Raw genomic sequence first — 25943 nt, 5'->3', positions numbered from 1 at the left:
AAGCCTTTTATTTCGCTAACTTCTTGATTTAAAAGAGGTTTCGCCAAAGGCCTGCGCCGGAGAAGGTGCGCATTATAGGTCCTCAGATCGAGCCGTCAATGGTTTTCTTTGCTTGGCTTCGCGTGAACACCCTCCACCTATATATAGGAGATTGAAACGCCGCACGAACGACCGCTGACCCGCGTAATGGAGTTGCGAGACAAGGCTTCCACGCTGGGGTTCACCAAGAGGGCGCCTCAAGAAGTTAACTACTGCACATCTCCGGCGTATGCCCCACCGGTCCATAGCCTTAGGTGGAATCCACTTCACAGTCATCCTCAGCCTTCCGGCCTAGGATTCGCACCTCAATGACGTGCGGGTACTGCACGTAGCAAGTCGTTGCGCATGAAGCGCCCCTGCAACAGCAACAGTGCTAACGCAGGCATCAGTTGAGTCATGGAATGACGTTTTCTAGCAAGCTAGCCGCCCACGTATTGGCGGTAGCAAAAGTTCCAATAACGGCAACCTGCTTCGTGGGCGATGATGTTCGCTATGCCCCTGAGTATGAGGGGCTGGAGCAGGAGCTTGGCAAGGCGGCGTCCTTGCACGCGGCCGGGGCCGTTGACTGGGAAGCCGTGCGTGAAGGTAGTGAATGCCTGCTAAGTACCCAGACAAAGGATCTACGAATCGCCGCATGGCTGACCTGGAGCCTGTATCAACGCGATTCATTTCTCGGGCTGCATGCCGGCCTGGCCATGCTCGGCTTTCTATGCCGCGATCACTGGGGAGAGCTTCACCCACGCAAGGACCGCACCCGTGCTGCTGCGATCAACTGGCTGGTCCCCCGCATGGAACAGGTGCTTGCCGACCATGTGCCAATGGGCGAACAGCTGCCTCTATTCGAACAGATCGCGGTCGAGCTACGTAGCCTCGAAAGCTGCCTAGCGACACACCTCGGAACCCAGGCGCCGCTTCTTTTACCGCTGTGCCGTCGACTTGAGGAAATGGTCAAGCGAGCCGGCGCCGCGCATCCGCAGCCAGGAGCTGTCGGCGCCGCTATCGCCCAGGTCAAGCAGGCAGCGGCGCAGGTGTTCACCGCCAACACCCCGGTTGAGCATGAGAAAGACGCACACAAGAGCCAGCTTCCACTCCGCGTCCATCCAGGGCAAAGGCACAGCGGGAACTGGATCGTTATGGTTGACGATACGGTGATGGGTAAGCGGCTGGGCGGCTTTAACGAAAGCAGCGTCGCCGGCGCGGGGTGCGCCATAGGTGTAGAGCTGGGTATCATCGGACCACTTCCGGCGCAGCCAGTCTGCTAATAGCAAGGCGATCGCTCCGCCAAGGCTATGGCCGCAGACGATCAAAGTCTGCTCGCCTGTGTAAAAAGAATTGAGATAGCGCTCAACGAAGGGTTTCGCTGCTTGGAATCCTCCATAGAACCCGCGATGCGCTTGGCCTACGCCATCTTCAATTGGCACTTGGCGAGCATCAGCATCTCGGCTGGCGTCGGCCAATATCTCCTGAGTGCCGCGCACCGTGATCAGCACCACCTTGTCGTTATGGGTAATGAAGGCCTGGGTATTGGTGCCCGACTCCGTGTCGTAAAGAAAATGCACGTCCTCGGGATTTTTCCACCCCTCTTGCGTCTCTTTTTCGTAGCGCAGTGGATCGTAGGGCATGATTTCTAGTCGCTTCGAATAAGGCACCTCTTCACAGATCATATGGTATGGGCCAGCACTGTTGAATTGAGTTGGCTTTACTCGGCAGCCCAACTGATTCTGCAATACATGGCCGATACTTCCGATCGAGTTGTAAGGAGGGGGTGAGGAGCTGTAAGGCTTTTTGTCGGTACTAAAAGGGGCATAGACGAATGTGCTCATCAGCGCGAGGTGATAGGCGTTCAGTGCGCAGAAGTCATGAGCCCGAGACAGTAGTGGGCTATATGCGCGGAGCGCTTTGATTTCGATGACATGATGTTGGTTGCAGCCAAGGGCAACGCCACACTGGTCTGATGCTGAAACCGCGCGTTCTGGGCAGCCAGACCGCCGTGGTCACCGGTCCCGCTGGCGAAGAGATCCACTGCGATGAATACGGACGCATCAAAGTCCAGTTCTTCTGGGACCGCGAGGGGCTGAGCGACGAGAAGACCAGCTGCTGGCTGCGCGTGCGTTCGAACTGGGCCGGCGACGGCTATGGCGGCATCGCTATCCCGCGGATAGGTATGGAGGTGCTGGTCACCTTCCTCGAAGGCGACCCCGATCAGCCACTGGTCAGCGGATGCCTCTACCATGCCGAACACCAGGTGCCGTATGACCTGCCTGCGCACAAGACCCGCAGCGCCTTCAAAACCCTGAGTTCGCCGGGCGGTGGTGGCTACAACGAGCTGCGTATCGAAGACCGCAAAGGCGCCGAGCAGATCTACATCCACGCCCAGCGCGACTGGGACGAGAACATCGAGCACGACCAGAAGATTCGTGTTGGCAACGAACGCCACGACACCGTCGAGGCCGCAAGCTTCACCGAGCTCAAGGCCGAGGAGCACCTAACGGTCACCGGCGACCGCAAAGCAGAAGTCAAACCCGACGAGCATCTCACCATCGGCCAGGCCCAACACATCAAGCTCGGCACCGCTCAGCTGACCAAAGCCGGTCGCGAGATTCACCTCAAGGCCGGGCAGAAAATGGTCATCGAAGCCGGTATCGAACTGACCCTCAAAGCCGGCGGCAGCTTCATCAAGCTAGACCCCGGGGGAATCACCGTGTCTGGCCCACTCGTGAAAATCAATGCCGGTGGCGCACCGGGCGTGGGCTCGGGGGCCAGGATAAAATCGCCGTTGTTACCGAGGATGGCGGATGCCGACAAGGCAGGAAGCTTGTTAGAGCAGAGCTCGGCCAGTGAGCCGGTTAGTGCACCGATGAAACACAAGCGAATGCTCGATTTCTCGGGATAACAGGAACAGGCGCGAGTACGTTGAGCCGCGATGGGCGTTACGGCTGCGTTCGCTTCAGTGCGCTCGCCTGCATAGATCGAAGCCCATCTACCGAAGCAGTACAGGGTACGAATGGCTTCTTCAACAAGAGCGTGGGCTGCGTTTTTTGCCGACACAACCGGCCAACGGGATCTGCCGAGGTTTTCTCCAGGCAAAAAAAACCTCGAACTTCGTTGGGGGAGGGGGAAGTTCGAGGTCCAAATCCGGACCGCTAGGGCGAGGTCCAGAGATCTGCCAACACTTAACACAACAAGGAGCATCGAAGGGCTTTTACACCCTTCGTAGCCTCAGACCAGGCTTTTGCTCCGCAAGTTCAATGCTGACCGAAAATATTTTCTGAACCGCTCCGGCAGCGTCGACAACGACCATTCGAAGCACAGCAGGCGTGCCATTGACACGGCTCAATGCGCCTCGTCCCAGTTGTCGCCGATGCCTGCCTCAACCAGCAGCGGCACGTCCAGCTCGGCGGCCTGGCTCATCAGCGGGCAGATCTGCGCTCGCACCTGCTCAACCAGATCTTCACGCACCTCGACAACCAGCTCGTCGTGCACCTGCAGGATCACCCGAGCATCCAGTCCGCTCTGCCGCAGCCAGTTGTCCACGCTGATCATGGCGCGCTTGATGATGTCCGCGGCGGTGCCTTGCATCGGCGCGTTGATCGCGGTGCGTTCGGCGCCCTTGCGCATGGCACCGTTCTTCGAGTTGATCTCCGGCAGATACAAGCGACGCCCGAATAGCGTTTCGACAAAGCCCTGCTCGGCCGCCTGAGCACGGGTGCGCTCCATGTAGGCGAGCACGCCGGGGTAGCGGGCAAAGTAGCGATCGATATAGGCCTGCGCTTCCCCACGGTTGACATCGATCTGCTTGGCCAGGCCGAAGGCGCTCATGCCGTAGATCAGGCCAAAGTTGATCGCCTTAGCGCTGCGCCGCTGGTCGTTGCTCACCTGATCCAGCTCGACGCCAAACACCTCCGCCGCCGTGGCGCGGTGTACGTCTAGGTCGTTCTGGAACGCATACAGCAAGCCTGCATCCTGAGCCAAGTGCGCCATGATGCGCAGCTCGATCTGCGAATAGTCGGCTGCCAGCAGCTTATAGCCTGGCGCGGCGACGAAGGCTTGGCGAATTCGCCGACCTTCGGCAGTGCGGATCGGAATGTTCTGCAGGTTCGGGTCGCTGGACGACAGGCGCCCTGTTGCGGTTACCGCCTGGTGGTAACTGGTGTGGATGCGGCCGGTGCGTGGGTTTATCTGCAGCGGCAGCTTATCGGTATAGGTACCCTTGAGCTTGCTCAAGCTACGATGCTGCATGATCACTTTGGGCAGCGGATAGTCGCGATCGGCCAGTTCGGCCAGCACGCTTTCCGCAGTCGACGGCTGGCCACCGGCCGTCTTCGACAGCACTGGGCAGCCGAGCTTTTCATAGAGGATGGCGCAGAGCTGCTTGGGCGAGCCGAGGTTGAACTCCTCCCCGGCCATGTCATAGGCCTCACGCTCCAGCTCGGTCAGCTTGTTGCCCAGCTCGACGCTTTGCAGGCCGAGCAGATTGGCATCGACCAGTGCGCCGTTGCGCTCAATGCGCGCCAGCACAGGCACCAGCGGCATCTCGATCTCGTTGAGTACCTTGAGCAGAGACGGCGTGGCTTCGAGCTTGTCGAGCAGGGCTTGATGCAAGCGCAGGGTGACATCGGCGTCTTCGGCAGCGTAGGGGCCGGCCTGCTCGATGGCGATCTGGTCGAAGGTCAACTGTTTGGCGCCCTTGCCGGCGATGTCCTCGAAGCGGATGGTGCCGCGGCCGAGGTATTTCAGCGCGAGGCTGTCCATATCGTGACGGGTCGCCGTAGCATCGAGTACGTAGGATTCGAGCATGGTGTCGAAACACATGCCGCGCATTTCCACGCCGTAATGCATCAGCACGTTCATGTCGTACTTGCCGTGCTGGCAGATCTTCAGCTTGTTCGGATCCTCCAGCAATGGCTTGAGCGCGGCGAGCACCGCATCGCGGTCGAGTTGCTGAGGCACACCCATGTAGCTGTGGCAAAGCGGCACGTAGGCGGCCTCGCCCGCCTCGATGGCGAAGGAGACGCCGACCAGCTGCGCCTTTTGTGCATCGATGCTGGTGGTTTCAGTGTCGAAGGCGAAGCAGCCGGCGGCCTGCAGGCGCGCCAGCCAGCCATCGAACTCGGCCTGATCGAGCACCGTGCTGTAGCTTGCCTCGGCCTGGATCGAACAGTTCTCGGGCTGCACCTCGCAGTTCTCGCCGGCGGCCCTGGCCTCGCGTAGCAGCTCGTCGAGCCAGTTCTTGAATTCAAGTTCGCGGTACAGCGCGATCAGTGCCTCGCGATGCGGCTCACCCGGCATCAGATCGGCGACCTGCACATCCAGCGGTACGTCGATCTTGATCGTCGCCAGTTCGTAAGACATGAACGCCGCTGTGCGATGCTCCTCGAGCTTGGCCGCCAGCGATTTGGCGCCGCGGATCGGCAGGTCGCAGACCTTCTGGAGATTCTCGTAGAGCCCCTTGAGACCACCGGTGATGCCGTTAAGCAGCCCGCAGGCGGTCTTCTCGCCGACACCGGGCACACCGGGGATGTTGTCGACCTTGTCGCCCATCAGCGCAAGGAAGTCGATGATCAGCTCAGGGCCGACACCGAACTTGGTCCGGACGCCCTCAATGTCGTAGACGCTGCCGGTCATGGTGTTGACCAGGGTGACGTGCGGGCAAACCAGCTGCGCCATGTCCTTGTCGCCGGTGGAGATGATCACGTCGCGTCCCAGCGCCGCACATTGGCGCGCCAGTGTTCCAATCACGTCGTCGGCCTCAACACCATCGACGCACAGCAGCGGCATGCCCAGCGCACGTACGCTGGCATGCAGCGGCTCGACCTGGCTGCGCAGGTCATCCGGCATCGGCGGGCGGTGGGACTTGTACTCGGCGAACAGCGTGTCGCGGAAGGTCGGCCCCTTAGCGTCGAAAACCACGGCGAACGGGCTGTCCGGATACTGTCGGCGCAGCGCCAGCAGCATGTTCAGCACGCCCTTCACCGCCCCGGTGGGCTTGCCGGTGGATGTGGTCAGCGGAGGCAAGGCGTGAAAAGCGCGATAGAGGTAGGACGAACCGTCCACCAGAACGAGGGGCGTTTGGCTCATGAGCAGGATCAACCTTTTCGGCGGGCCCGCAGCTAGAATGCAGGGACCACTTGACGACAAAGGGACAAGGTTATCATGCGTGTGATCAAATCTCTGATGCTGGCCAGCCTGCTGGCGCTCGTGCCGCTGACCGGTTCTGCCCAAGAGTCGGTCGAGGGCGAGCCCGACGTCACCATTCGCCAAGAAGGTGAGCGGACCGTTGAGGAATACCGGGTCAACGGCTTCCTCTATGCTGTGAAAATCACCCCCAAGACCGGCAAGCCGTACTTTCTAGTACGCGCCGATGGCGATAGCAACTTCATCCGCGCCGACAAGCCGGACATGCTGATCCCGGCGTGGGAAATTTTTAGCTGGTAACGAAGCGACGACGTTAACGGAAGGCCACTCATGTCGGTATTCACCCCGCTGCAACGCGAAGAACTGGAAGCCTTTTTGGCGCCTTATCAACTGGGACGCCTGCGCGACTTCCAGGGCATCGCTGCAGGCAGCGAGAACAGCAACTTCTTCGTCAGCATGGAACAGGGCGAGTATGTCCTGACCCTAGTCGAACGGGGCCCGACACAGGACCTGCCGTTCTTCATCGAGCTGCTCGACGTACTGCACAGCGCGCGCCTGCCGGTGCCTTACGCATTGCGTACCACACGCGGCGAAGCGCTGCGCGACCTGGCGGAGAAACCGGCAATGCTCCAGCCGCGGTTGCCAGGCAAGCACATCGCCGTGCCGAATACGCATCACTGCGCCGAAGTGGGCCGGTTATTGGCGCGACTGCACCTGGCGACCCGCGAACAGGTCATCGAACGCCGCAGCGACCGCGGCCTGGACTGGATGCAGGAAGAGGGCCCTAGTCTCGCCATGGCGCTGCCCGAGGACCAGCTGCCACTCCTGCGCAACGGCCTGGCGGAAATCGCCGAGCTGAAGCCGAAGATTCTCGCCTTGCCCCGCGCCAATCTGCACGCGGACCTGTTCCGCGACAACGTGCTGTTCGAAGGCAACCATCTGACCGGCGTGATCGATTTCTACAACGCCTGCTCCGGCCCGATGCTCTATGACATTGCCATTACCGTAAATGACTGGTGCTCACACCCCAACGGCGAGCTCGACGAGGAGCGTAGCCAGGCAATGCTGGCCGCCTACTCCGCCTTGCGTCGGTTCACCCCGGCCGAAGCCGAGTTGTGGAAGCCGATGCTGCGCGTGGCCTGCATACGCTTTTGGCTCTCGCGCCTGATCGCCGAGCAGAACTTCGCCGGCCAACCCGTGCTGATTAAAGACCCGGATGAGTTCCGCCGCCTGCTCGCAGCTCGCCAGCAGTGCCATAGCGCTTTGCCGTTCGCGCTCTGAGGCCTGTCCGCCGACGCGACCCGCACGGGCCGCGTGGGCGATGCGACACCCTTCTCAGCCAAGCAATCGCTCTTTCACGCTACGGACAATCCGCACCGTTTGCGGTCGAACGCTTTGCCAGTAACGGCCAAGGAACGTTTTCGCGCGCCCGGCGTCAAGAAACCCCGCCCATGCTCATTGAAGCGGCTGGGGTAAGATGACCGCCTTTTCGCCATAGCCTGCAGCTGCGGGCTTTCCCCAACGCTTGGCGTCGCGCTGTCGAACCACCGCAATCGTGCGCTCCGGGCGATCCCGGACGTATCACATCCTGATGCACCTGACCTGCCTGGCTCGGTAGCATTTTTTCAGGGAACAGAACGAATGACCTCACGCTATGTAATCAATGCCTCGGTAAGCCCCAAAGGAAGCCTGGAAACCCTGTCCCAACGGGAAGTACAACAACTGAGTGAAGCCAGTTCGGGCAGCACCTATACGCTGTTCCGCCAATGTGTCCTGGCGATCCTAAACACCGGCGCGCGTATCGATAACGCCAAGACCATCCTCGAGGCGTACGACGACTTCGAGGTCCGCATTCATCAGCAGGATCGCGGCGTGCGGCTGGAGCTGCTCAACGCGCCCGCCGATGCCTTCGTCGATGGCGAGATGATCGCCAGCACGCGCGAAATGCTCTTCAGCGCGCTGCGCGACATCGTCTACACCGAAAGCGAACTGGGCAGTCCGCGTATCGATCTGAGCAGTTCCGCGGGTATCACCGACTACGTGTTCCATCTGCTGCGCAACGCCCGCACCCTACGCCCCGGCATCGAGCCGAACATGGTGGTGTGCTGGGGCGGGCATTCGATCAGCACGGAGGAATACAAGTACAGCAAGCGGGTCGGCCATGAGCTGGGCCTGCGTAACCTGAACATCTGCACCGGCTGCGGCCCTGGGGTGATGAAAGGCCCGATGAAAGGGGCGACCATCGCCCACGCCAAGCAGCGCATCCTCGCCGGCCGCTACCTGGGGCTGACCGAGCCGGGCATCATTGCCGCCGAGGCGCCGAACCCGATCGTCAACGAGCTGGTGATCCTGCCGGATATCGAGAAGCGCCTGGAGGCCTTCGTGCGGGTCGGCCACGGCATCATCATCTTCCCCGGGGGCGTTGGCACCGCGGAAGAGTTTCTTTACCTGCTAGGCATCCTGCTGCACCCGGACAATCGCGACGTGCCCTTCCCGGTCATCCTCACCGGCCCGGAAAGCGCCGCGCCCTACCTGCAGCAACTATGCGAGTTCGTCGGCGCGACACTGGGCGAGGAAGCCCAGAACCTCTACCAGATCGTCATCGACGACCCGGCCGAAGTGGCGCGGCAAATGGTCGAGGGGCTGAAAGCGGTCAAGCAGTTCCGGCGCGAGCGCAACGATGCCTTCCATTTCAACTGGCTGCTGAAGATCGAGGAAGGCTTCCAGCACCCCTTCGATCCGACCCACGAGAACATGGCCAACCTGCAGCTGACTCGCGATGTGCCACCCCATCTATTGGCGGCGAATCTGCGCAGAGCCTTTTCCGGAATCGTCGCCGGCAACGTCAAAGACAAGGGTATCCGCCGCATCGAGCAGTTCGGCCGCTACGAAATCCATGGCGACACGGCAATCATGAAACCGCTGGACGAGCTGCTGCAGGCGTTTGTTCTGCAGCACCGAATGAAGTTGCCCGGCGGGCGACCCTACGTGCCCTGCTATCGCGTGGTCAGCTGAGGCTGCTGGCCGGGCGGCAGAACCGCCACCCGGCCTCAGCTCATCGAGATCGCGGCCCCGGCGCCGCACGGAACACCAGCGCCAGACCCAGCAGAATCGCAGCCATGCCCAGCAGGCCGAGGCGCGACAGCTGATTGCCGAGGAACAGGTAATCCATCCCCACGGTTACCACCGGCACCAGATAGAACAGGCTGGTGACGTTGACCAGATTGCCGGTCTGAATCATGCGATACAGCAACAGCTGCGCCGCCACCGAAATAACCAGCCCCAGCCAGAGCACCGGAACGATGAAGCCGGCCACGGCTTCGATCCGGATTGGCTGAAACGGCACGAAGGCCAGGCACAGCAGCAGACTCACCGCGTACTGCGTCGGCAACACTTCCACCGGGCTTTGACGGATGCGCTGCTGCAAGATCGCCCCAAGCGTCATGCACAGCAGCGCACCAAGAGCGAAGAGCATTCCTGCAAGTGAGAAGCGCGCCAGCACCAGGCTCTGGAACACCACCGCGGCCAGCCCGGCCAGTGCCACCAGCAAGCCGACCAGGCGCAGCGGCGAGAAGCGTCGTTCGAGGAGCAGCAAGGTGAGTATTGGCTGCACGCCAAGCAGTGTCGCGATCACGCCCGGCGTCACGCCATGGTCCATGGCCTGGAAATAGCAGATCGAATAACAGCCGATCATCAACAGACCGGTAGCTGCCGTGTGCCGGCCAGTACCGGGCACCGGCCGCCAGCGCCATCGGTAAAGGCCGATCAGCGCCACCGCGCCCAGGGCCAGAGCAAAGCGCACGATCAGCAGCGCGAACGGGGTGCCGTGATCGAGCCCCCAGCGGGTAAAGATGGCCGCACTGCCCCATAGCAGTACGAACAAGGCCATGACGCCGTAGGACTTGCACGACGATTTGTCGATATTCATCAGTCATCCACCTGTCGAAAGCAAAACAGGCTCCAGCCGGACGTCGAGCACGTGGGCGCATCGACCCGTAGGGTCGGCGAGTCAAAGCTGGAGCTGCGAGGTGCGGGCGAATCAGCCCAGCGCAACCGCCTGTGGAGGTGGTGGCGCGATTGCCAGGACGGCAACGACAGATGGAGGAGGTGCAATCGCGCACAGCCGGCCCACACCGAACTCGGCAAGCTTCACTGGAAATAGGCTGTGGACAAGAGAGGACATGCGATCGGTGGCCGGATAGGTTGCCTTGATAACGATGCGCTGAAAACTAGCAGAGCCAGGCCCGCCCGGTAAAGCGGGCCTGACGAACGCCACGGCAGGCGATCAGTGCAGTCGGCTCAGCCGCACTTCGAATTGCCGCAGTTCAGACAGGTGGCGCAGCCATCCATCTGCACCACGGCCTGGGTGCTGCACTTGTTACAGAGTTGCGCACCGGCCGGAAATCCTTCGCCCGGCTCGAGGGCTACCGCGCCCTGGCTGGCCTCGTAGGCGGCGCGCTTTTCAGCCAGGTACTTGAGCTGGGTTTCGTCCAGCGCATGGCCTTCGAGCATGCCGATAGCGATTAGATGGCGCTCCAGCACGCCACCGATTTCGGCGACGATGGACGGCATGTAGACGCCACCCTTTTTCAGGTAGCCGCCGCGCGGGTCGAATACCGCTTTCAGCTCCTCGACCAGGAAGGTGCAGTCGCCGCCCTTGCGGAACACCGCCGACATGATGCGGGTGAGCGCAACGATCCACTGAAAGTGGTCCATGTTCTTCGAATTGATGAATATCTCGAATGGCCTGCGCTGCTCGTGCGGTGTGCCCGCGTTGAGCACGACATCATTGACGGTGACGTAAAGCGCGTGCTCGAACAGCGGCGACTTGATCTTGTAGGTCATGCCGACCAGGGTTTCCGGGCGCTGCAGACTCTCGTCCATCTCCACCACCGTGGAGGCCTTGCTGGTGGTGCTCTCGGGCGTCACGGCTGGGCGTTCGAGGGTCTCGTCGACGACCTTGAAGCCCTTGATGCGTTGGGTGATCTTGACGGTCATTACAGTTCTCCGTCCGGGCGACGCGCGCCGCCCGGCTGTCAGTCGGGGCTCAATACTTGCCGTAATAGCCTTCTTTGAGGGCGTCGAACAAGTTGGCGGCTGAATTGACCTCGCCGTCGTATTCGACCTCTTCGTTGCCTTTCAACTCGACCACGCTGCCGTCTTCGAGGATGAAGCGGTACAGGGTCTTCTCCAGGTCGGCCTCCTTGACCAGCACACCCTGGAATGCCGCCGGGTTGAAGCGGAAAGTGGTGCAACCCTTCAGGCCCTGACGCCAGGCGTAGCGGTAAATGTCCTTGAACGCCTCGAACGGGTAGTCGGTGGGCACGTTCGCGGTTTTGGAAATCGACGAGTCGACCCACTTCTGCGCCGCCGCCTGGATATCGACGTGCTGCGTCGGGGTAATGTCGTCAGCGGTGATGAAATAGTCCGGCAGCTGTTGTGACGGGTCACTGGAGCCTGGCTGCGCCTTGGAATTGATCAGGGTGCGGTAAGCCAGCAATTCGTAGCTGAAGACCTCGATCTTTTCCTTGGCCTTGCGCCCGGCCCGGATCAGATTGCGCGAATAGTGATGAGCAAAACTTGGTTCGATGCCGTTGGAGGCGTTGTTGGCCAGGCTCAGGCTGATGGTGCCGGTGGGCGCGATGGAGCTGTGGTGGGTGAAGCGCGCGCCCTGCTCGGCCAACTGCTCGATGAGTTCGGGGGCGTACTCGGCGATCCGCTGCATGTAGCGCGAGTATTTGGCATGCAGTACGCGGCCCGGCACTCGATCGCCGATCTTGTAGCCGTCTTTCTTCATCTCCGGGCGCTTGCGCAGCATCTCGGCGGTGACTTCGAAGGTTTCGGCCAGTAGAGGCGCCGGACCCTTTTCCTTCGAGAGATCGAGCGCGGCTTCCCAGCCGACCAGTGCCATTTCGCGCGCGACTTCTTCGGTGAACACGCAGGCTTCGGGGCTGCCGTAGCGTAGCTTGAGCAGCGTCAGGGTCGAGCCGAGGCCGAGGAAGCCCATGCCATGGCGGCGCTTGCTTTCTATCTCGTGGCGTTGCTGCGCCAGCGGCAGGCCGTTGATCTCCACCACGTTGTCGAGCATGCGGGTGAACAGGCGCACCACTTCGCGGTACTTGTCCCAATCGAAGCGTGCATTGACGCCGAATGGATCGATCACGAAATGGGTCAGGTTGATCGAGCCCAGCAGGCAGGAGCCGTAGGCCGGCAGCGGCTGCTCGCCGCAGGGATTGGTCGCGCGGATCGCTTCGCACCACCAGTTGTTGTTCAGCTGGTTGACCCGGTCGATGAGGATGAAGCCCGGCTCGGCGTAGTCGTAGGTGGAGACCATGATCATGTCCCACAGGTGCCGCGCCTTGACCCGGCCGTAGATCTTGCAGGCCACCAGACCGTCCTCACGAACGACGTAACCGTCGTGACTCGGCCACTCGCGCCAAACCACCTGAGCCGGATCGTCGAGGTCGAGCTCGGCCTTTTCCTTCAGGTGCAGTGGGAAGATCAGCGGCCAGTCGGCGTCGCTGTCCACCGCCTGCATGAACTCGTCAGTGATCAGCAAACTGAGGTTGAATTGACGCAGCCGGCCGTCCTCGCGCTTGGCGCGGATAAATTCGCGCACATCGGGATGACCGACGTCGAAGGTCCCCATCTGCGCGCCGCGGCGACCGCCGGCGGAGCTGACGGTGAAGCACATCTTGTCGAAGATATCCATGAACGACAGCGGCCCGCTGGTATGCGCGCCGGCGCCGGATACGAAGGAGCCGCGCGGGCGCAGGGTGCTGAACTCATAGCCGATGCCACAGCCGGCTTTCAGCGTCAGTCCGGCCTCGTGGACCTTGCCGAGAATGTCGTCCATCGAATCGCTGATGGTGCCAGAGACAGTGCAGTTGATCGTCGAGGTGGCTGGCTTGTAGTCCTGCGCACCGGCGTTGGAAATGATCCGCCCGGCGGGAATCGCGCCATTGCGCAGCGCCCAGAGAAAGCGTTCATACCAGTGCTGGCGCTGCTCGGTCTGTTCGACGTCGGCCAGCGCCCGCGCCACCCGTTGCCAGGTCGCATCGACGCTGTCGTCAATGGGCGCGCCGTCCTTGCTGGTCAGCCGATATTTCTGTGCCCAGATGTCCTCGGAGGCCGCCTGCAAGGCGATGCTGGAAGTGGTTCTGGTCTCGGCCGCGATGGGCCCGTCCGTCTTCGCCATGCGCTGCGCATCCTCGTCTTGATTGATAAAAAACGAAGCAGCAGCTTATGCCAGGAGCGACGAGCGCTTCCATGATAGATATCAATCAGGCGCCTGCCCCGTATAGAAAAGCGGCATTGTGGATCGACGGCAGCTCAACGGCCGCCGATCAGCGACGACGATCAGAGCGACTCCAGACACTCGGCGAGCGACGTGCCCAGATTTTCGATCAGGCCCTCGTATCCGCCGGCATTGGCCTCGATCCCGTGGCCCATGGCGTCCAGCTCGGCCACCCGCACCGGCAATCCGCGGACCAGACTGTCGGCCAGACGTGGACGGCTGGGGGGTTCGTGGAACACACAGCTGGGACCCGCCTGCTCCAGACGCTGGCGCATCTCGGCCACGTGACGCGCGCCGGGCTGGGCCTCACCGCCAGCGCTGAATACTCCGGCGTGTTCGAGCCCATAGGCCGCTTCGAAATAATCATAGGCTTCATGAAAAACGAAGAACGGCTTGCTGCGGGTATTACTCAGCCGCGTCTGCAGGCGCCGATCGAGCTCTCCCAGACGCTGCTTGAACGCCTCGAGATTCGCTTGGTAGCGCAGCGCATTGGCCGGATCGATCGCAGCCAGTTCACCGACCATGCGCGTGGCAATGACCAACGCATTGGCAGGCAGCAGCCAGAGGTGCGCATCGAGACTACCGGGGCGGTGCGCATGGTCGTGTTCGTCGTGCGCCGCTGCGTGCTCGTCATGACCCTCATGCTCATGATGCGATTCATGCGCGTGGTCGTCGTGCTCGGCGTGCCCCTGATGGGACTCGGCATGTTCATCACCGAAATGGCGCAGGGTCAGACCCGGCAGCGACTGTACGGCCACGCTCGGGCCCTTGCGGTCCTTCAGCACCGGCTCAAGAAAGCCTTCCATGTCCGGGCCGACCCAATAGAACAGGTCGGCGCTGCGGATATGCCGTACGTCGGAAGGTCGCAGGGCGTAATGATGGGCAGAGGCACCCGCCGGGAGCAGCACCTGCGGCTCACCGACACCGTCCTGAATGGCCGCAGCAATCAGCTGCAGAGGTTTGATACTGGTGAGCAGATCCACCTCAGCGCGGGCCGGGGCACTGCCGAGAAGGGCGATGGTCACAAGCAACGGCAACGAAAAAAGACGGAACACAGGCAACACTCGACTGGACTGAATGGGTAACATAATAACGTCTCTCAGCCACCTCGTCTCCGTCCATGCCCAAGACTCCACTGGCCTACACCACTCATGATCACGACCACTGCGTCAGCAACGCGCTGGCCGAAGCCGATACGCTCTGCGAGCGCTCCGGTGTACGCCTGACAGCCTTGCGCAAGCGCGTATTGGAACTGGTCTGGCAAAGCCACAAGCCGCTCGGTGCCTACGACATTCTCGCCGAGCTCAGCGCTCAGGACAGTCGTCGCGCCGCGCCGCCGACGGTCTATCGCGCGCTGGACTTCCTTCTGGAAAACGGTCTGGTGCACCGCATCGCGTCGCTCAATGCGTTCATCGGCTGTAACCATCCCGAGCACCCGCATCAGGGCCAATTTCTGATCTGTCGCAACTGCCATACGGCGATAGAACTGGAACAGCCGAGCATCAGCGAAGCCATCGATCAGGCCGCACGCACCGTTGATTTCAACGTTGAAGGCCAGACGGTGGAAGTGGTCGGCCTCTGCGCCCCGTGCCGGAGCGCGGCATGAGCGAGGCGCTGATCCGCCTGGATGACATCCATGTGCGCTTCGCTAAGCAGGCGGTGCTTGAAGGCGCCGAATTGCGGGTGCACCGCGGCGAGATCGTCACACTGATTGGCCCCAACGGGGCCGGCAAGACGACCCTGGTACGCGCAGTGCTCGGCTTGCTGAAGCCGGACAGCGGCACGGTATGGCGCAAGCCTAAGCTGCGTGTCGGCTACATGCCCCAAAAACTTCAGGTCGACCCGACCCTGCCACTCTCGGTGCTGCGCTTTTTGCGTCTGGTACCCGGCGTCGATCGTACCCAGGCCCTGGCCGCGTTGAAGGAGGTCGGCGCCGAACAGGTGATCGACAACCCTTTGCAGTCGGTTTCGGGAGGCGAAATGCAACGCGTGCTGCTGGCCCGCGCGCTGCTCCGCGCGCCGGAACTGCTGGTGCTCGACGAGCCGGTGCAAGGCGTCGATGTGGCCGGACAAGCTGAACTCTACCGGTTGATCGGTCGGCTGCGTGAGCGTTACGGCTGCGGTGTGCTAATGGTTTCCCATGACCTGCACCTGGTGATGAGCGCCACCGATCAGGTGGTCTGCCTGAATCGTCACGTCTGCTGCTCCGGCCACCCGGAACAGGTCAGCACCGACCCGGCCTTCGTCGAGCTGTTCGGTCAGGACGCGCGCAGCCTCGCCGTCTATCACCATCAGCACGACCACAGCCATGACCTGCACGGCAGCGTGGTCACCGGCAAACCCCACGTCCACGGCCCGAATTGCAAGCACTGATCGATATGCCCGACTTTCTATTGAACGCCCTGCTCGCTGGCCTCGCGCTGGCGCTGGTGGCTGGTCCGCTCGGCTCCTTCGTGGTCTGGCGGCGCATGGCCTATTTCGGCGATACCCTCTCGCATTCCGCGCTTCTCGGGGTGGCGCTGGGGCTGATGATGGAGGTCAACCTGACGCTGGCGGTGATCGTCTGCTGCGTACTGCTGGCAGTGTTGCTGGTGACCCTGCAGCAGCGCCAACCACTGGCGTCGGATACCCTGCTCGGCATCCTCGCGCACAGCACGCTGTCGCTCGGATTGGTATCGCTGAGCTTCATGCAGGACGTGCGCATCGACCTGATGGGTTATTTGTTCGGCGACTTGCTGGCGGTGGGCCCGACCGACCTGGCCTGGATCGTCGGCGGCAGCGCGCTGGTGCTGCTGGCGCTTATCCCGCTGTGGCGGCCATTACTGGCGGTGACCGTGCATGAGGAACTGGCGAAGGTGGAAGGGCTGCCGGTCGCGGCCATCCGACTGGCGCTGATGCTGCTGATCGCCATGGTGATCGCCGTGGCGATGAAGATCGTCGGCGTCCTGCTGATCACGTCGCTACTGATTATTCCGGCCGCCGCGGCCCAACGCCACGCCCGCACGCCGGAGCAGATGGCTCTGGGTGCCAGCTTGCTGGGCCTGCTGGCGGTCTGCATGGGACTGTCGCTGTCGTGGTTCGAGGACACCCCGGCCGGGCCATCTATCGTGGTCTCGGCGGCCGCGTTGTTCCTCCTGAGCTTCGCCTGGCGGCGCAGAGCCTGAATCCAAATGACGACATTGAAGTACCTGCGCGGTTATCCCGAGTCATTGCAACAGCAGGTTCGCCAGCTGATCGACGAGCAAAAGCTGGGCGACTACCTCGAACGCCGCTATCCGCAACGTCATCAGGTGCAGAGCGACAAAGCGCTGTATAGCTATGTGCAGCAGCTACGCCAGCAGCATCTGAAAAGCGCGCCGAGCATCGACAAGGTCCTCTACGATAATCGCCTTGACCTCACCCATCGCGCGCTTGGCTTGCATACCGCGGTGTCCCGCGTGCAAGGCGGCAAGCTGAAGGCCAAGAAGGAGATTCGTGTCGCCGCGCTATTCAAGGAGGCGGCGCCGGAATTCCTGCAGATGATCGTGGTACATGAACTGGCGCACCTGCGCGAGAGCGATCACAACCGCGCGTTCTACAAGCTCTGCGAATACATGTTGCCCGGCTATGCACAGATCGAGTTCGACCTGCGTTGCTACCTGCATTGGCGCGAATTGCCTGAGCGCTGATATACGCCAGCCTCGAACCGCCCATTGCAGGCGCGCCCGCGAATACAAGCGACCTGACGGTTCGGACGGCAAAGCGAACTCGCTTAAGACCGCGCGCTGCGACGATCCGCACGGTCTTTCACCGCCATAGTCGGTTTCACCAGCGGCGGGCTTGCTGCGCCAAGCATGCACAAACGCGTAGAATGCACGCCTTTCGCCGACTTATCCGGCTATTGACGACGCACCCACAAGGTTCGCCCGTGATCGAATTTCACCAAGTCCATAAAACGTACCGGAGCACCGGGCGTGAGATCCCCGCCCTCAAGCCGACACAGCTCGAAATCGGTGCTGGCGAGGTGTTCGGCCTGATTGGCCATTCCGGCGCGGGCAAGAGCACGCTGCTGCGGCTGATCAACCGTCTCGAGGAACCCTCCGGTGGGCGCATCCTGGTCAACGGCGAGGACGTCACCGCGCTGGACGCCGACGGCCTGCGGCGTTTCCGCCAGCGCGTCGGGATGATCTTTCAGCACTTCAATTTGCTGATGTCCAAGACCGTAGCGGATAACGTCGCCATGCCGTTACGCCTGGCTGGCAGCTACTCGCGCAGCGAGATCGATACCCGTGTGGCCGCCCTGCTGGAGCGGGTCGGGCTCAAGGATCAGGCACGAAAGTACCCGGCACAGCTGTCCGGCGGACAGAAACAGCGCGTCGGCATCGCTCGGGCGCTGGCCACCGAGCCGGACATCCTGCTCTGCGACGAGGCCACCAGCGCACTCGATCCGCAGACCACCGCCTCGGTGCTGCAACTGCTGGCAGAGATCAACCGCGAGCTGAAGCTGACCATCGTGCTCATCACCCACGAAATGGACGTGATCCGCCGCGTCTGCGATCGCGTGGCGGTGATGGACGGCGGCGAGATCGTCGAGCAGGGGCCGGTTACCGAAGTCTTCCTTCACCCGAAGCACCCCACCACGCAGCGATTCGTGCTGGAAGACGAGGCGGTCGATGAAGGCGAGCAGCGCGACGACTTCGCCCACGTACCGGGCCGCATCCTGCGCCTGACGTTCCAAGGCGAGGCCACCTACAAACCCTTGCTGGGCACCGTAGCGCGCGAAACCGGGGTCGACTTCAGCATCCTCTCCGGGCGCATCGACCGTATCAAGGACACACCCTATGGCCAGCTGACCCTCGCGCTGGTCGGCGGCGATATGGCCGCCGCGCTGGCACGCTTGGATGCCGCTGACGTACACGTGGAGGTGCTGCGCTGATGGAAGCTCTACTGGCAAACGTGGACTGGTACGAGATCTGGCTGGCCACGCTGGACACCCTGCTGATGCTCGGCGGCTCGCTGCTGTTCACCATCCTGCTGGGCCTGCCGCTGGGCGTGCTGCTGTTCCTTACCGGTCCGCGCCAACTGTTCGAGAACGGCCCGCTGTACGCCTTCCTCTCGTTCGTGGTTAACGTGCTGCGGTCGCTGCCGTTCATCATCCTGCTGATCGTGATGATCCCTTTCACGGTACTGATCACCGGCACCTCGCTGGGTGTCGCCGGGGCGATTCCGCCGCTAGTGGTGGGCGCCGCGCCATTCTTCGCGCGGTTGGTGGAAACAGCGCTGCGGGAAATCGATCGCGGCATCATCGAAGCGACCCAGGCGATGGGCGCCACCACCCGGCAGATCATCTTCAGCGCGTTGCTGCCCGAGGCGCGCCCGGGCATCATTGCCGCCATTACCGTCACCGCCATCACCCTCGTTTCCTATACCGCGATGGCCGGCGTGGTCGGAGCCGGCGGGCTTGGCGATCTGGCCATCCGCTTCGGCTACCAGCGCTTTCAGACAGATGTGATGGTGGTCACCGTGGTCCTGCTGCTGGTACTGGTGCAGGTGCTACAAAGCATCGGTGACAAGCTGGTGACTCACTTTTCCCGTAAATAACTGCCTAACCCGGCAGGAAGACAACTGCGCTCGCCTAGCCATCGCTCGCTACGTTTTCAACCACAGATGTTCGGCGATTGGTTCGTCGAACAAACAGGAGCTTTTCATGAAAAAACTGCTTGCCGCCTTCGCCGCTGTCGCGGCTTTTTCGACCCAGGCCGCCGATGAGCTGAACCTCGCCGCTACCGCCGTCCCGCATGCCGAGATCCTCGAATTCGTCAAACCCCAGCTGGCCGAGCAGGGCGTCGATCTGAAGATCAAGGTCTTCACTGACTACGTACAGCCGAACATCCAGGTGGCCGAAAAGCGCCTGGACGCCAACTTCTTCCAGCACCAGCCGTACCTGGATGAATTCAACAAGGGCAAGGGCACCGAACTGGTCAGCGTTGCAGGCGTGCATATCGAGCCGTTTGGCGCCTATTCCAGCAAGCTGAAGTCGCTGGACGAGCTGCCCAAAGGCGCTACCGTGGTCATCCCCAACGACGCCACCAATGGTGGCCGTGCGCTGCTGCTGCTGCAGAAGGCCGGCGTGATCACCCTGAAGGAAGGTGCCGGCATCACCGCCACGCCGAAGGACATCGCCGAGAACCCGAAGAACATCAAGATCCGTGAACTGGAAGCCGCGACCCTGCCGCGCGTGCTGACCCAGGTTGACCTGGCGCTGATCAACACCAACTACGCACTCGAAGCCAAGCTGAACCCGACCGAAGATGCCCTGTTCATCGAAGGCAGCGACTCGCCCTACGTGAACATCCTGGTCGCCCGTCCGGACAACAAGGACAGCGACGCGATGCAGAAGCTGACCCAGGCCCTGCACAGTGACGAGGTCAAGCAGTTCATCAACGAGAAGTATCAGGGCGCTGTCGTTCCGGCATTCTGATCCGCTCCAAGCTGATTACGAACCCCGCCGCGTGCGGGGTTCGTCGTTAATGGCTGGAGGGAGAGCAGATTTTTAGCGGGCGGGCCGCTGCGCCCGGTACGACTGACCAAGCCTTAACCAGCATTCCAAAGCGGGTCTCGCCTCCTCGGGTTGAGGCAAGGCTCAGCGGCTCCTGTGGGCGAAGCCTGTCTTTCAGACTCGGGGCTGAAGCTAGCCGGCAGCGCTTACTCCAGCGCCAGCACCGCCGGCAACTGCTCCGCGAGCTTCTCGGTGCGCATCGGTGCGCGAATGAAGCCGCGTAGTCGACCATCGGGCCCGATCAGGGCCAGGTTGCCGCCGTGGTCGACCGTGTAGTCTTCTTTCGTGGTATCACCCGGAATGAAGGGTACGCCGGCAGCGTTGGCCAGCGTCTGAATGTCTTCTAGCGGCCCCGTCAGACCGATGAACCCAGCGCCGAAGTAGTCCAGATATTTTTTCAGCTGCTCGGGCGTGTCGCGCTCGGGATCGACACTGACCAGGATCGGCTGCATCCCCTGGCGCGCCTCTTCTGGAAGCTTGCCTCGCAGCTGCCGCAGTTCAGCAAGGGTCGCCGGGCAGATGTCGGGGCAGAAGGTATAACCGAAGAACAGCAGGTTCCAGCGCCCTTCCAGTTGCGCCATCGAAACCGCTTCGCCGTCCTGATTGGTCAACGTCACGTCCGGCATGTCGCGCCCTTGCGGGAGTAGAACGATGCCCGCATCCAGCAGCTCGGCCGTGTCGAGCTGCTGCTCGGTATTGAGCACCTTGTAGACCGTCAGGCCGATAACCAGCGCGACCAGCGCGACGAGGATGAAGACGGTTTTTTGGATGCGGGTCATGGGATTCCTGTTATGGCTGGCCGGGCCGGCGAGACGTGCTCCGCATAGCCCTAGATATTCAGCAGCAGATAATGATCAACAAGCAGTGCGATGAACAGGGCGAACAGGTACCAGATGCTGAATTTGAAGGTCTTGATGGCTGCATGGGGACGGCTGTCGCGGTAGAGCACGATGGCCCAGAACAAGAAACGCGCGCCCAGCAGCACGGCTGCCGCCAGGTACAGGGGGCCGCTCATGTGAATCGCGAACGGCATAAAGCTCACCGCCAGGAGCACGGCGGTGTACAGCAGAATATGCACCTTTGTGTAGTGCTCGCCATGGGTCACCGGCAGCATCGGCACGTTGACCTTGGCATATTCCGCCTTGCGGTGAATCGCCAGCGCCCAGAAGTGGGGAGGCGTCCAGGCGAAAATGATCAGCACCAGCAACAGCGGTTCGGCAGTCACCTGCCCTGTCACCGCAACCCAGCCGAGTAGCGGCGGGGCGGCGCCGGCCAATCCGCCGATGACGATGTTTTGCGGCGTGGCGCGCTTGAGAAAGCCGGTATAGATGACCGCATAGCCGATCAACGAAGCCAGCGTCAGCCAGGCCGCCAGCGCATTGGTAAAGACCAGCAACATCGCCATGCCCGCAACGCTCAACAGCAACGCGAACAGCAGTGCCGCTGCGGGAGACACACGTCCTTCGGCCAATGGCCGCTTGTGAGTACGTGCCATCACCGAGTCGATGCGCCGATCCACCACGTGATTCACCGCTGCCGCACCGCCGGCACAGAGCGCAATGCCGAGATTGCCGAACACCAGCACGGTCCAGGGCACGCCGGCACGCGTGGCGAGAAACATGCCCACCAGCGAGGTGATGAGCATCAGCAGCACCACCTTTGGCTTGGTCAGCTCGAGATAGTCGCGCCAGCTGGCCTGGGCGCCGCGTTCGCTGAGTAGAGTCGCCATGGGGTTCTCCTTGTGGTCAAGCGTGGGGCAGGTCGAGCCCGCCCATCGTGTTCGAATCCGGACGTCTCGGGATCGCTGGCTCGCGTGCGGCGGCGGTGCCATGGCGAGTCAGATAGAGGCGATGATTGATCAGCACGGTCACCAGCAGCAGCAGTGCGCCACCGCCGTTGTGGGCAACGGCAACCGCCAGCGGCAAATTGAGCAGCACGTTACTAATGCCCAACCCAATCTGCAGGGCCAACGCCGCGATCAGCAACCCGGCGAGCCGCGATAAGCCGTTGCGCCAGAGCTGCCAGCCCAGCGCCAGCAACACCAGGGTCACGATCATCGCGCCGATGCGATGGGCGACGTGGATGGCGGTGCGCGCCTCGCCGTAGAGCATGCCGCCCAGATAGTTCGGGCCGATGTCGTGATGGGTCAGGTTGAAAGCATTGGCGAAATCCATTTCCGGCCACCAGCGTCCGTGGCAGGTAGGGAAATCGGTGCAGGCTACTGCGGCATAATTGCTGCTGACCCAGCCGCCGAGGGCTACTTGAAGGATCACCGCGAGCATGCTGACCGCCGCCAGCACTTTGAGCCGAGCCGGCATTGGTGCGGGCGCTGGTAGCCGGCCCGACAATCGCAGGCTGAGCAGAAACAGCAGGCTCAAGGTGGCAAAGCCGCCCAGCAGATGCGCCGTGACCACCTGCGGCCAGAGTTGCAGGGTGACCGTCCACATGCCGAACGCAGCCTGGGCGATGACCACAACCAGCAACAAGAGCGGGAGTTTTAGAGGTTGGCCCGGTAGCGATTGCCGCCGCACCGCTTGAACGGCAAGACCGAGAATCACCAGTCCCAGCGCACCGGCAAAATAGCGGTGCACCATCTCGTTCCAGCCTTTCTGCACCTCCACCGGTGCATCCGGGAAGCGAAGCGCCGCCAGGCTTTGCGCCTGCTCGCTCATCGGCACCGCAAGAAACCCATAGCAACCGGGCCAGTCCGGGCAGCCGAGCCCGGCATGGGTCAGCCGCGTATAGGCGCCGAGCAGCACTACCATAACGGCCAGCAACGTGGCGACGAGGGCGAGGCGGTAACCGGGTTTTGCCATCTCGTTCTCCTTGGGCGATCTCGTTGTGACTCCAGCGAGACGGCCGGGTGCCTGGTCAACCGATCTGGGAAATTTTTAGCAGATACTTGAGATCGTCGAGAATCGCCTTGCCGTTGGCCTTGGTGTCGTAGCGCAGTACCAAGTTGCCATGCGGGTCGACGATCCAGAGCTGCGCACCGCCAGGCACATCCGGGTTACTGACATAAACCGCAGGGTCCAGCACATAGCGGTGCAGCTGCGGATATTCGCGCTGCAGGCGCTGATCGTAGTCGGCCGCCAGCGCCTGCCCACTCGCCAGGGCATGGCTGGCACGCCCGGCTTCGCGTGCCAGGCCGATATTGATCTGTCGTGCCAGGTAGACCAGCTCCTGGCAGGCCTCGGCGCAGCCTTCCGGTGCGGTCACCAGCAATTCCCAGCGCGGCTCGGCCTTAGCCGGCACGCTGACTCCGAGCGCGTCGCGCCCCTGCCCATCGGCAACCAGCGCACCATCGTAGCTGCGGGTTTCCGGCAGCCAGAAGCCGAAGTGGTACATCGCTGAGGCCAGCAGCATGGGACCGATTACCACGGCCAGGATCAGCAACAATTGCAGCCGTCCGCGACGCCGTTGCACAGGTGCGGGATTGAAGGTCGGATTCATCGCATTCACTGCTTGCTCCCCCGTGCCTGATGCACGCCGAAATAGATGAACAGCGCCAGCAAAGCGGCCGCTAACGCGAACCACTGCACGGCGTAACCTAGATGTTGCTGCGGCTGCATGCTGGTGATCGACCAGTCAGCCCGGTAAGCAGCCGGTCCAGGCTCGAGTCGAAGCTCGTAGTCGATACCTTCACGCCCGAGCAGCTGCCATATCGTCTCGACATCGACGTGGCTGAGCAGCCGCGGCCAACCCTCGGCCATGCGTCGATTGAGCAAGAAAGGCTTTCCGGAAGGCGCGTAGACCCAGGCGGCCAGCTTCAAGGGGCGGTCCGGCGTATCAAATTTTGGCGCGACGCGCCGATCCGGCCAAGGTATCCACCCACGGTTCACCAGCACCCAACGACCGCTGGGCTGATCCTGAAAAGGCTGCAGCAGCTCGACCCCGACCTGACCATCGCGGGTGCGGCTGTCCAGCAGAAAACTGTGCTCGGCATCGAAACTGCCCTGCAAATGAATGCGAGCATAGGCCGGCTCGTCCATGTGCTCGATCTGCTCGGGTCCCACTAGCGCTGCCTGCTGACGTGCGTCCTGGCGAGCCAGCATGTCGCGCTTCTGCTCGCCACGCTCCAGCTGCCAGACGCCCAGCCAGACCAGCAACGGCAGCAAGGTCAGAACCACCAGCGTCGGCAGCAGACCGGGTCTGAACCCGCTCATGCCCCGCCTCGCGGCGTATCGATACGGCTGGCTATACTGCACCCCCACTTCCCCTGTTACGGACTCGCTCATGCTCAAGGCGGCGATTGTTCTGTTATTAGTAGCCACGCTGGTCAGTCTGTTCAGTGGTCTGTTCTTTTTGGTCAAGGACGAGGGTCGAACCTCGCGCGTTGTCACGGCCCTCTTCGTTCGTGTCTCCCTGACTGCGTTGACAGTCGCGCTGATCGCCTGGGGCTTTTATTCCGGCCAGTTGCAACCCGGTTTTGGACCCTGACCTACCCCTAAATCACGTAGACGAAGACGAACAGCCCGATCCACACGACGTCCACGAAGTGCCAGTACCAGGCCGCCGCCTCGAACCCGAAGTGCTGCTCGGGTGTGAAATGGCCGCGAAAGCTGCGCACCAGCATCACCGTCAGGATGATAGCGCCCATGGTCACGTGAGCGCCGTGAAAGCCCGTGAGCATGAAGAACGTCGCGCCGTAGATGCCAGAGCCCAGGGTCAGGCCGAGCTCGGTGTAGGCATGGATGTACTCCTCGATCTGCAGGATCAGGAAGATGACACCCAGCAACACGGTCAAACCGAGGCCGAGCTTGAGCTGCTTGCGGTTTTGCTTGCGCAGCGCATGGTGCGCCCAGGTCAGGGTGAAGCTGGAGCTGACCAGCAGAATGGTGTTGATAAGCGGCAGACCCCAGGGACTGATGGTGCCTTCGGGTGCGGGATAGACCTTGGGGTCCGGGTTGTTCAGCAGCGGCCAGGTGTATTCGAAGTTCGGCCAGAGCATGGCACTGACACCCTTGTCACCATCACCGTCGAGCCAGGGGCCGACCCAGTAGCGGATGTAGAACAGCACCCCGAAAAACGCGAGAAAGAACATCACCTCGGAAAAGATGAACCAGCTCATGCCCCAGCGGAACGAGCGATCCATCTGCGCGCTGTAGAGGCCTGCTCGCCCTTCGCGGACCACCGCACCGAACCAGCCGAACATCATGTAGGCGATCAGCAGCGCGCCGACAAAAAAGATCAACGGTCCACTGATCTCGTCGCGGCCGGCCTTGAGGTCGTTGAACCAGCTGCCCAACCCGAACACGGTGGTCAGCAGCGCCACGGTCCCGACTATCGGCCACTTGCTCTGGGCGGGAACGTAGTAGTTCTCGTGCGTGGTGGTCTGTTGGCTCATTGCAGACTCTCCTTGGCCGCCACCATGGACGCCTGATCAACGACGGCGACGGGAGGTTGGCGAGACGTGATATCGAACAAGGTGTAGGCGAGCGTCAGGTGACGCACGTCTGCGGGCAAATTACGATCGACGATGAAGCGCACCGGCATCTCGATGCGCTCACCGGGTTGTAGCACTTGTTGGGTGAAGCAGAAGCATTCGGTCTTGTGGAAGTAAGCGGCCGCTTTCGATGGCGAAACGCTGGGCACCGCCTGTGCTGTCATCGGCTTGTCGGTGGGGTTGTAGGCGACGAAGCGCATTTCACGGCTGGCACCGGGGTTGACGCTGATCTGGTCGGCGACCGGCTTGAATTCCCAGACCATCCCCGACGCGTTGGTGGCAAGGAACTGCACCCGCACTTGGCGATCCTCATCAACCGTCTGCTCGCCCTTGTAGGCACCCGCGGTTTTGCCGTTTATGCCGAACGCCTTGCACATGACGTCATAGATCGGCACCAGCGCGAAGCCGAAGGCGAACATCGCCACGACCACCAGCAGCAACCGGCGGACCAGTCGGCCAAGTGGCAGTTCAGTGTTCATGGCGAGTAC

At 62.0% G+C, this 25943-nt stretch carries 24 protein-coding genes and 2 pseudogenes; 13 read left to right on the top strand and 13 right to left on the bottom strand.

What is annotated here, in order from left to right; translation table 11 throughout:
* Positions 1–440: 440 nt before the first annotated feature.
* Positions 441–809, top strand: a pseudogene (locus H3028_RS21345) (type VI secretion system ImpA family N-terminal domain-containing protein); the annotation flags it as partial.
* Positions 810–956: 147 nt separating this feature from the next.
* Here the strand turns inward: H3028_RS21345 and H3028_RS18620 are convergent.
* Complete coding sequence (locus H3028_RS18620) at positions 957–1862, bottom strand: lipase family protein (protein WP_258237844.1); 906 nt, start codon at positions 1860–1862, stop codon at positions 957–959.
* Positions 1863–1999: 137 nt separating this feature from the next.
* Between H3028_RS18620 and tssI the strand changes: the two are divergent.
* Positions 2000–2932 (top strand): annotated as a pseudogene (gene tssI, locus H3028_RS18615) (type VI secretion system tip protein TssI/VgrG); the annotation flags it as partial.
* A 440-nt stretch (positions 2933–3372) separates the two neighbouring features.
* Here tssI and polA read toward each other — a convergent pair.
* Positions 3373–6117, bottom strand: coding sequence for a DNA polymerase I (gene polA / locus H3028_RS18610; RefSeq protein ID WP_181298713.1), 2745 nt, complete (start codon positions 6115–6117; stop codon positions 3373–3375).
* A gap of 75 nt (positions 6118–6192) precedes the next feature.
* Between polA and H3028_RS18605 the strand changes: the two genes are divergently transcribed.
* From H3028_RS18605 to ppnN, 3 genes are all read left to right on the top strand, one after another.
* Complete coding sequence (locus H3028_RS18605; protein ID WP_181298712.1) at positions 6193–6474, top strand: DUF2782 domain-containing protein; 282 nt, start codon at positions 6193–6195, stop codon at positions 6472–6474.
* A gap of 30 nt (positions 6475–6504) precedes the next feature.
* Positions 6505–7455, top strand: a complete 951-nt coding sequence (locus H3028_RS18600) for a homoserine kinase (RefSeq protein ID WP_181298711.1) — start codon at positions 6505–6507, stop codon at positions 7453–7455.
* Between the two features lie 360 nt (positions 7456–7815).
* The gene (gene ppnN, locus H3028_RS18595; protein ID WP_181298710.1) at positions 7816–9189 is read left to right on the top strand and encodes a nucleotide 5'-monophosphate nucleosidase PpnN; all 1374 of its coding nucleotides are present in this window, start codon (positions 7816–7818) and stop codon (positions 9187–9189) included.
* A gap of 40 nt (positions 9190–9229) precedes the next feature.
* On the opposite strand, the gene H3028_RS18590 is transcribed toward ppnN, so the two are convergent.
* The 4 genes from H3028_RS18590 to znuA all read right to left on the bottom strand — a co-directional run bounded on the left by H3028_RS18590 (position 9230) and on the right by znuA (position 14526).
* Positions 9230–10102 (bottom strand): DMT family transporter, encoded by an 873-nt coding sequence (locus H3028_RS18590; RefSeq protein ID WP_181298709.1) that lies wholly within the window; start codon positions 10100–10102, stop codon positions 9230–9232.
* A gap of 371 nt (positions 10103–10473) precedes the next feature.
* Positions 10474–11172 (bottom strand): NrdJb, encoded by a 699-nt coding sequence (locus H3028_RS18585; protein WP_181298708.1) that lies wholly within the window; start codon positions 11170–11172, stop codon positions 10474–10476.
* A 49-nt stretch (positions 11173–11221) separates the two neighbouring features.
* Complete coding sequence (locus H3028_RS18580; protein WP_181298707.1) at positions 11222–13372, bottom strand: adenosylcobalamin-dependent ribonucleoside-diphosphate reductase; 2151 nt, start codon at positions 13370–13372, stop codon at positions 11222–11224.
* A 161-nt stretch (positions 13373–13533) separates the two neighbouring features.
* The gene (gene znuA / locus H3028_RS18575) at positions 13534–14526 is read right to left on the bottom strand and encodes a zinc ABC transporter substrate-binding protein ZnuA (protein WP_181298706.1); all 993 of its coding nucleotides are present in this window, start codon (positions 14524–14526) and stop codon (positions 13534–13536) included.
* A gap of 65 nt (positions 14527–14591) precedes the next feature.
* Here znuA and H3028_RS18570 point away from each other — a divergent pair, with 65 nt between their 5' ends.
* The 7 genes from H3028_RS18570 to H3028_RS18540 all read left to right on the top strand — a co-directional run bounded on the left by H3028_RS18570 (position 14592) and on the right by H3028_RS18540 (position 19931).
* Positions 14592–15077 (top strand): Fur family transcriptional regulator, encoded by a 486-nt coding sequence (locus tag H3028_RS18570; protein WP_181298705.1) that lies wholly within the window; start codon positions 14592–14594, stop codon positions 15075–15077.
* On the top strand, positions 15074–15844 hold the full coding sequence (gene znuC, locus H3028_RS18565) for a zinc ABC transporter ATP-binding protein ZnuC (protein WP_181298704.1): 771 nt from the start codon (positions 15074–15076) through the stop codon (positions 15842–15844). Before H3028_RS18570 ends, znuC begins: the two co-directional genes overlap by 4 nt.
* A 5-nt stretch (positions 15845–15849) precedes the next feature.
* The gene (znuB, locus tag H3028_RS18560) at positions 15850–16635 is read left to right on the top strand and encodes a zinc ABC transporter permease subunit ZnuB (protein WP_181298703.1); all 786 of its coding nucleotides are present in this window, start codon (positions 15850–15852) and stop codon (positions 16633–16635) included.
* A gap of 6 nt (positions 16636–16641) precedes the next feature.
* Entirely contained in the window at positions 16642–17139 is a 498-nt protein-coding gene (locus tag H3028_RS18555; RefSeq protein WP_181298702.1) for a M48 family metallopeptidase, read from the top strand.
* A 239-nt stretch (positions 17140–17378) separates the two neighbouring features.
* Complete coding sequence (locus H3028_RS18550; RefSeq protein WP_181298701.1) at positions 17379–18386, top strand: methionine ABC transporter ATP-binding protein; 1008 nt, start codon at positions 17379–17381, stop codon at positions 18384–18386.
* Positions 18386–19051, top strand: coding sequence for a methionine ABC transporter permease (locus H3028_RS18545; RefSeq protein WP_181298700.1), 666 nt, complete (start codon positions 18386–18388; stop codon positions 19049–19051). Before H3028_RS18550 ends, H3028_RS18545 begins: the two co-directional genes overlap by 1 nt.
* Before the next feature lie 106 nt (positions 19052–19157).
* Positions 19158–19931 (top strand): MetQ/NlpA family ABC transporter substrate-binding protein, encoded by a 774-nt coding sequence (locus H3028_RS18540; RefSeq protein WP_181298699.1) that lies wholly within the window; start codon positions 19158–19160, stop codon positions 19929–19931.
* Positions 19932–20155: 224 nt separating this feature from the next.
* Here H3028_RS18540 and H3028_RS18535 read toward each other — a convergent pair whose 3' ends face one another.
* Genes H3028_RS18535 through H3028_RS18515 form a run of 5 tightly spaced genes read right to left on the bottom strand, consistent with a single transcriptional unit; the run spans position 20156 to position 24175 of the window.
* Positions 20156–20788 (bottom strand): SCO family protein, encoded by a 633-nt coding sequence (locus H3028_RS18535; RefSeq protein ID WP_181298698.1) that lies wholly within the window; start codon positions 20786–20788, stop codon positions 20156–20158.
* Between the two features lie 50 nt (positions 20789–20838).
* Entirely contained in the window at positions 20839–21738 is a 900-nt protein-coding gene (gene cyoE, locus H3028_RS18530; RefSeq protein WP_181298697.1) for a heme o synthase, read from the bottom strand.
* 16 nt (positions 21739–21754) lie between these two features.
* Positions 21755–22825 carry a heme A synthase gene (locus tag H3028_RS18525; RefSeq protein ID WP_181298696.1) on the bottom strand — a complete coding sequence of 357 codons (1071 nt, stop codon included), beginning with the start codon at positions 22823–22825 and terminating at the stop codon, positions 21755–21757.
* A 55-nt stretch (positions 22826–22880) separates the two neighbouring features.
* Positions 22881–23462, bottom strand: a complete 582-nt coding sequence (locus tag H3028_RS18520; RefSeq protein ID WP_181298719.1) for a hypothetical protein — start codon at positions 23460–23462, stop codon at positions 22881–22883.
* Positions 23463–23467: 5 nt separating this feature from the next.
* Positions 23468–24175 (bottom strand): SURF1 family protein, encoded by a 708-nt coding sequence (locus H3028_RS18515; protein ID WP_181298695.1) that lies wholly within the window; start codon positions 24173–24175, stop codon positions 23468–23470.
* 70 nt (positions 24176–24245) lie between these two features.
* Here H3028_RS18515 and H3028_RS18510 point away from each other — a divergent pair, with 70 nt between their 5' ends.
* A complete protein-coding gene (locus H3028_RS18510) occupies positions 24246–24449 on the top strand; it encodes a twin transmembrane helix small protein (protein ID WP_168426106.1) in 204 nt (67 codons plus the stop codon).
* 7 nt (positions 24450–24456) lie between these two features.
* Here the strand turns inward: H3028_RS18510 and H3028_RS18505 are convergent, their stop codons facing one another.
* Entirely contained in the window at positions 24457–25356 is a 900-nt protein-coding gene (locus H3028_RS18505) for a cytochrome c oxidase subunit 3 (protein ID WP_181298694.1), read from the bottom strand.
* Complete coding sequence (locus H3028_RS18500) at positions 25353–25934, bottom strand: cytochrome c oxidase assembly protein (RefSeq protein ID WP_181298693.1); 582 nt, start codon at positions 25932–25934, stop codon at positions 25353–25355. The genes H3028_RS18505 and H3028_RS18500 overlap by 4 nt, the downstream gene beginning before the upstream one ends.
* Positions 25935–25943 lie beyond the last annotated feature (9 nt).

It is taken from the genome of Pseudomonas sp. Q2-TVG4-2, assembly GCF_013620795.1.
GTDB lineage: Bacteria > Pseudomonadota > Gammaproteobacteria > Pseudomonadales > Pseudomonadaceae > Stutzerimonas.
Note: the sequence above shows the minus strand (reverse complement) of the source record. Positions and strands in the feature narration are given on the sequence as shown.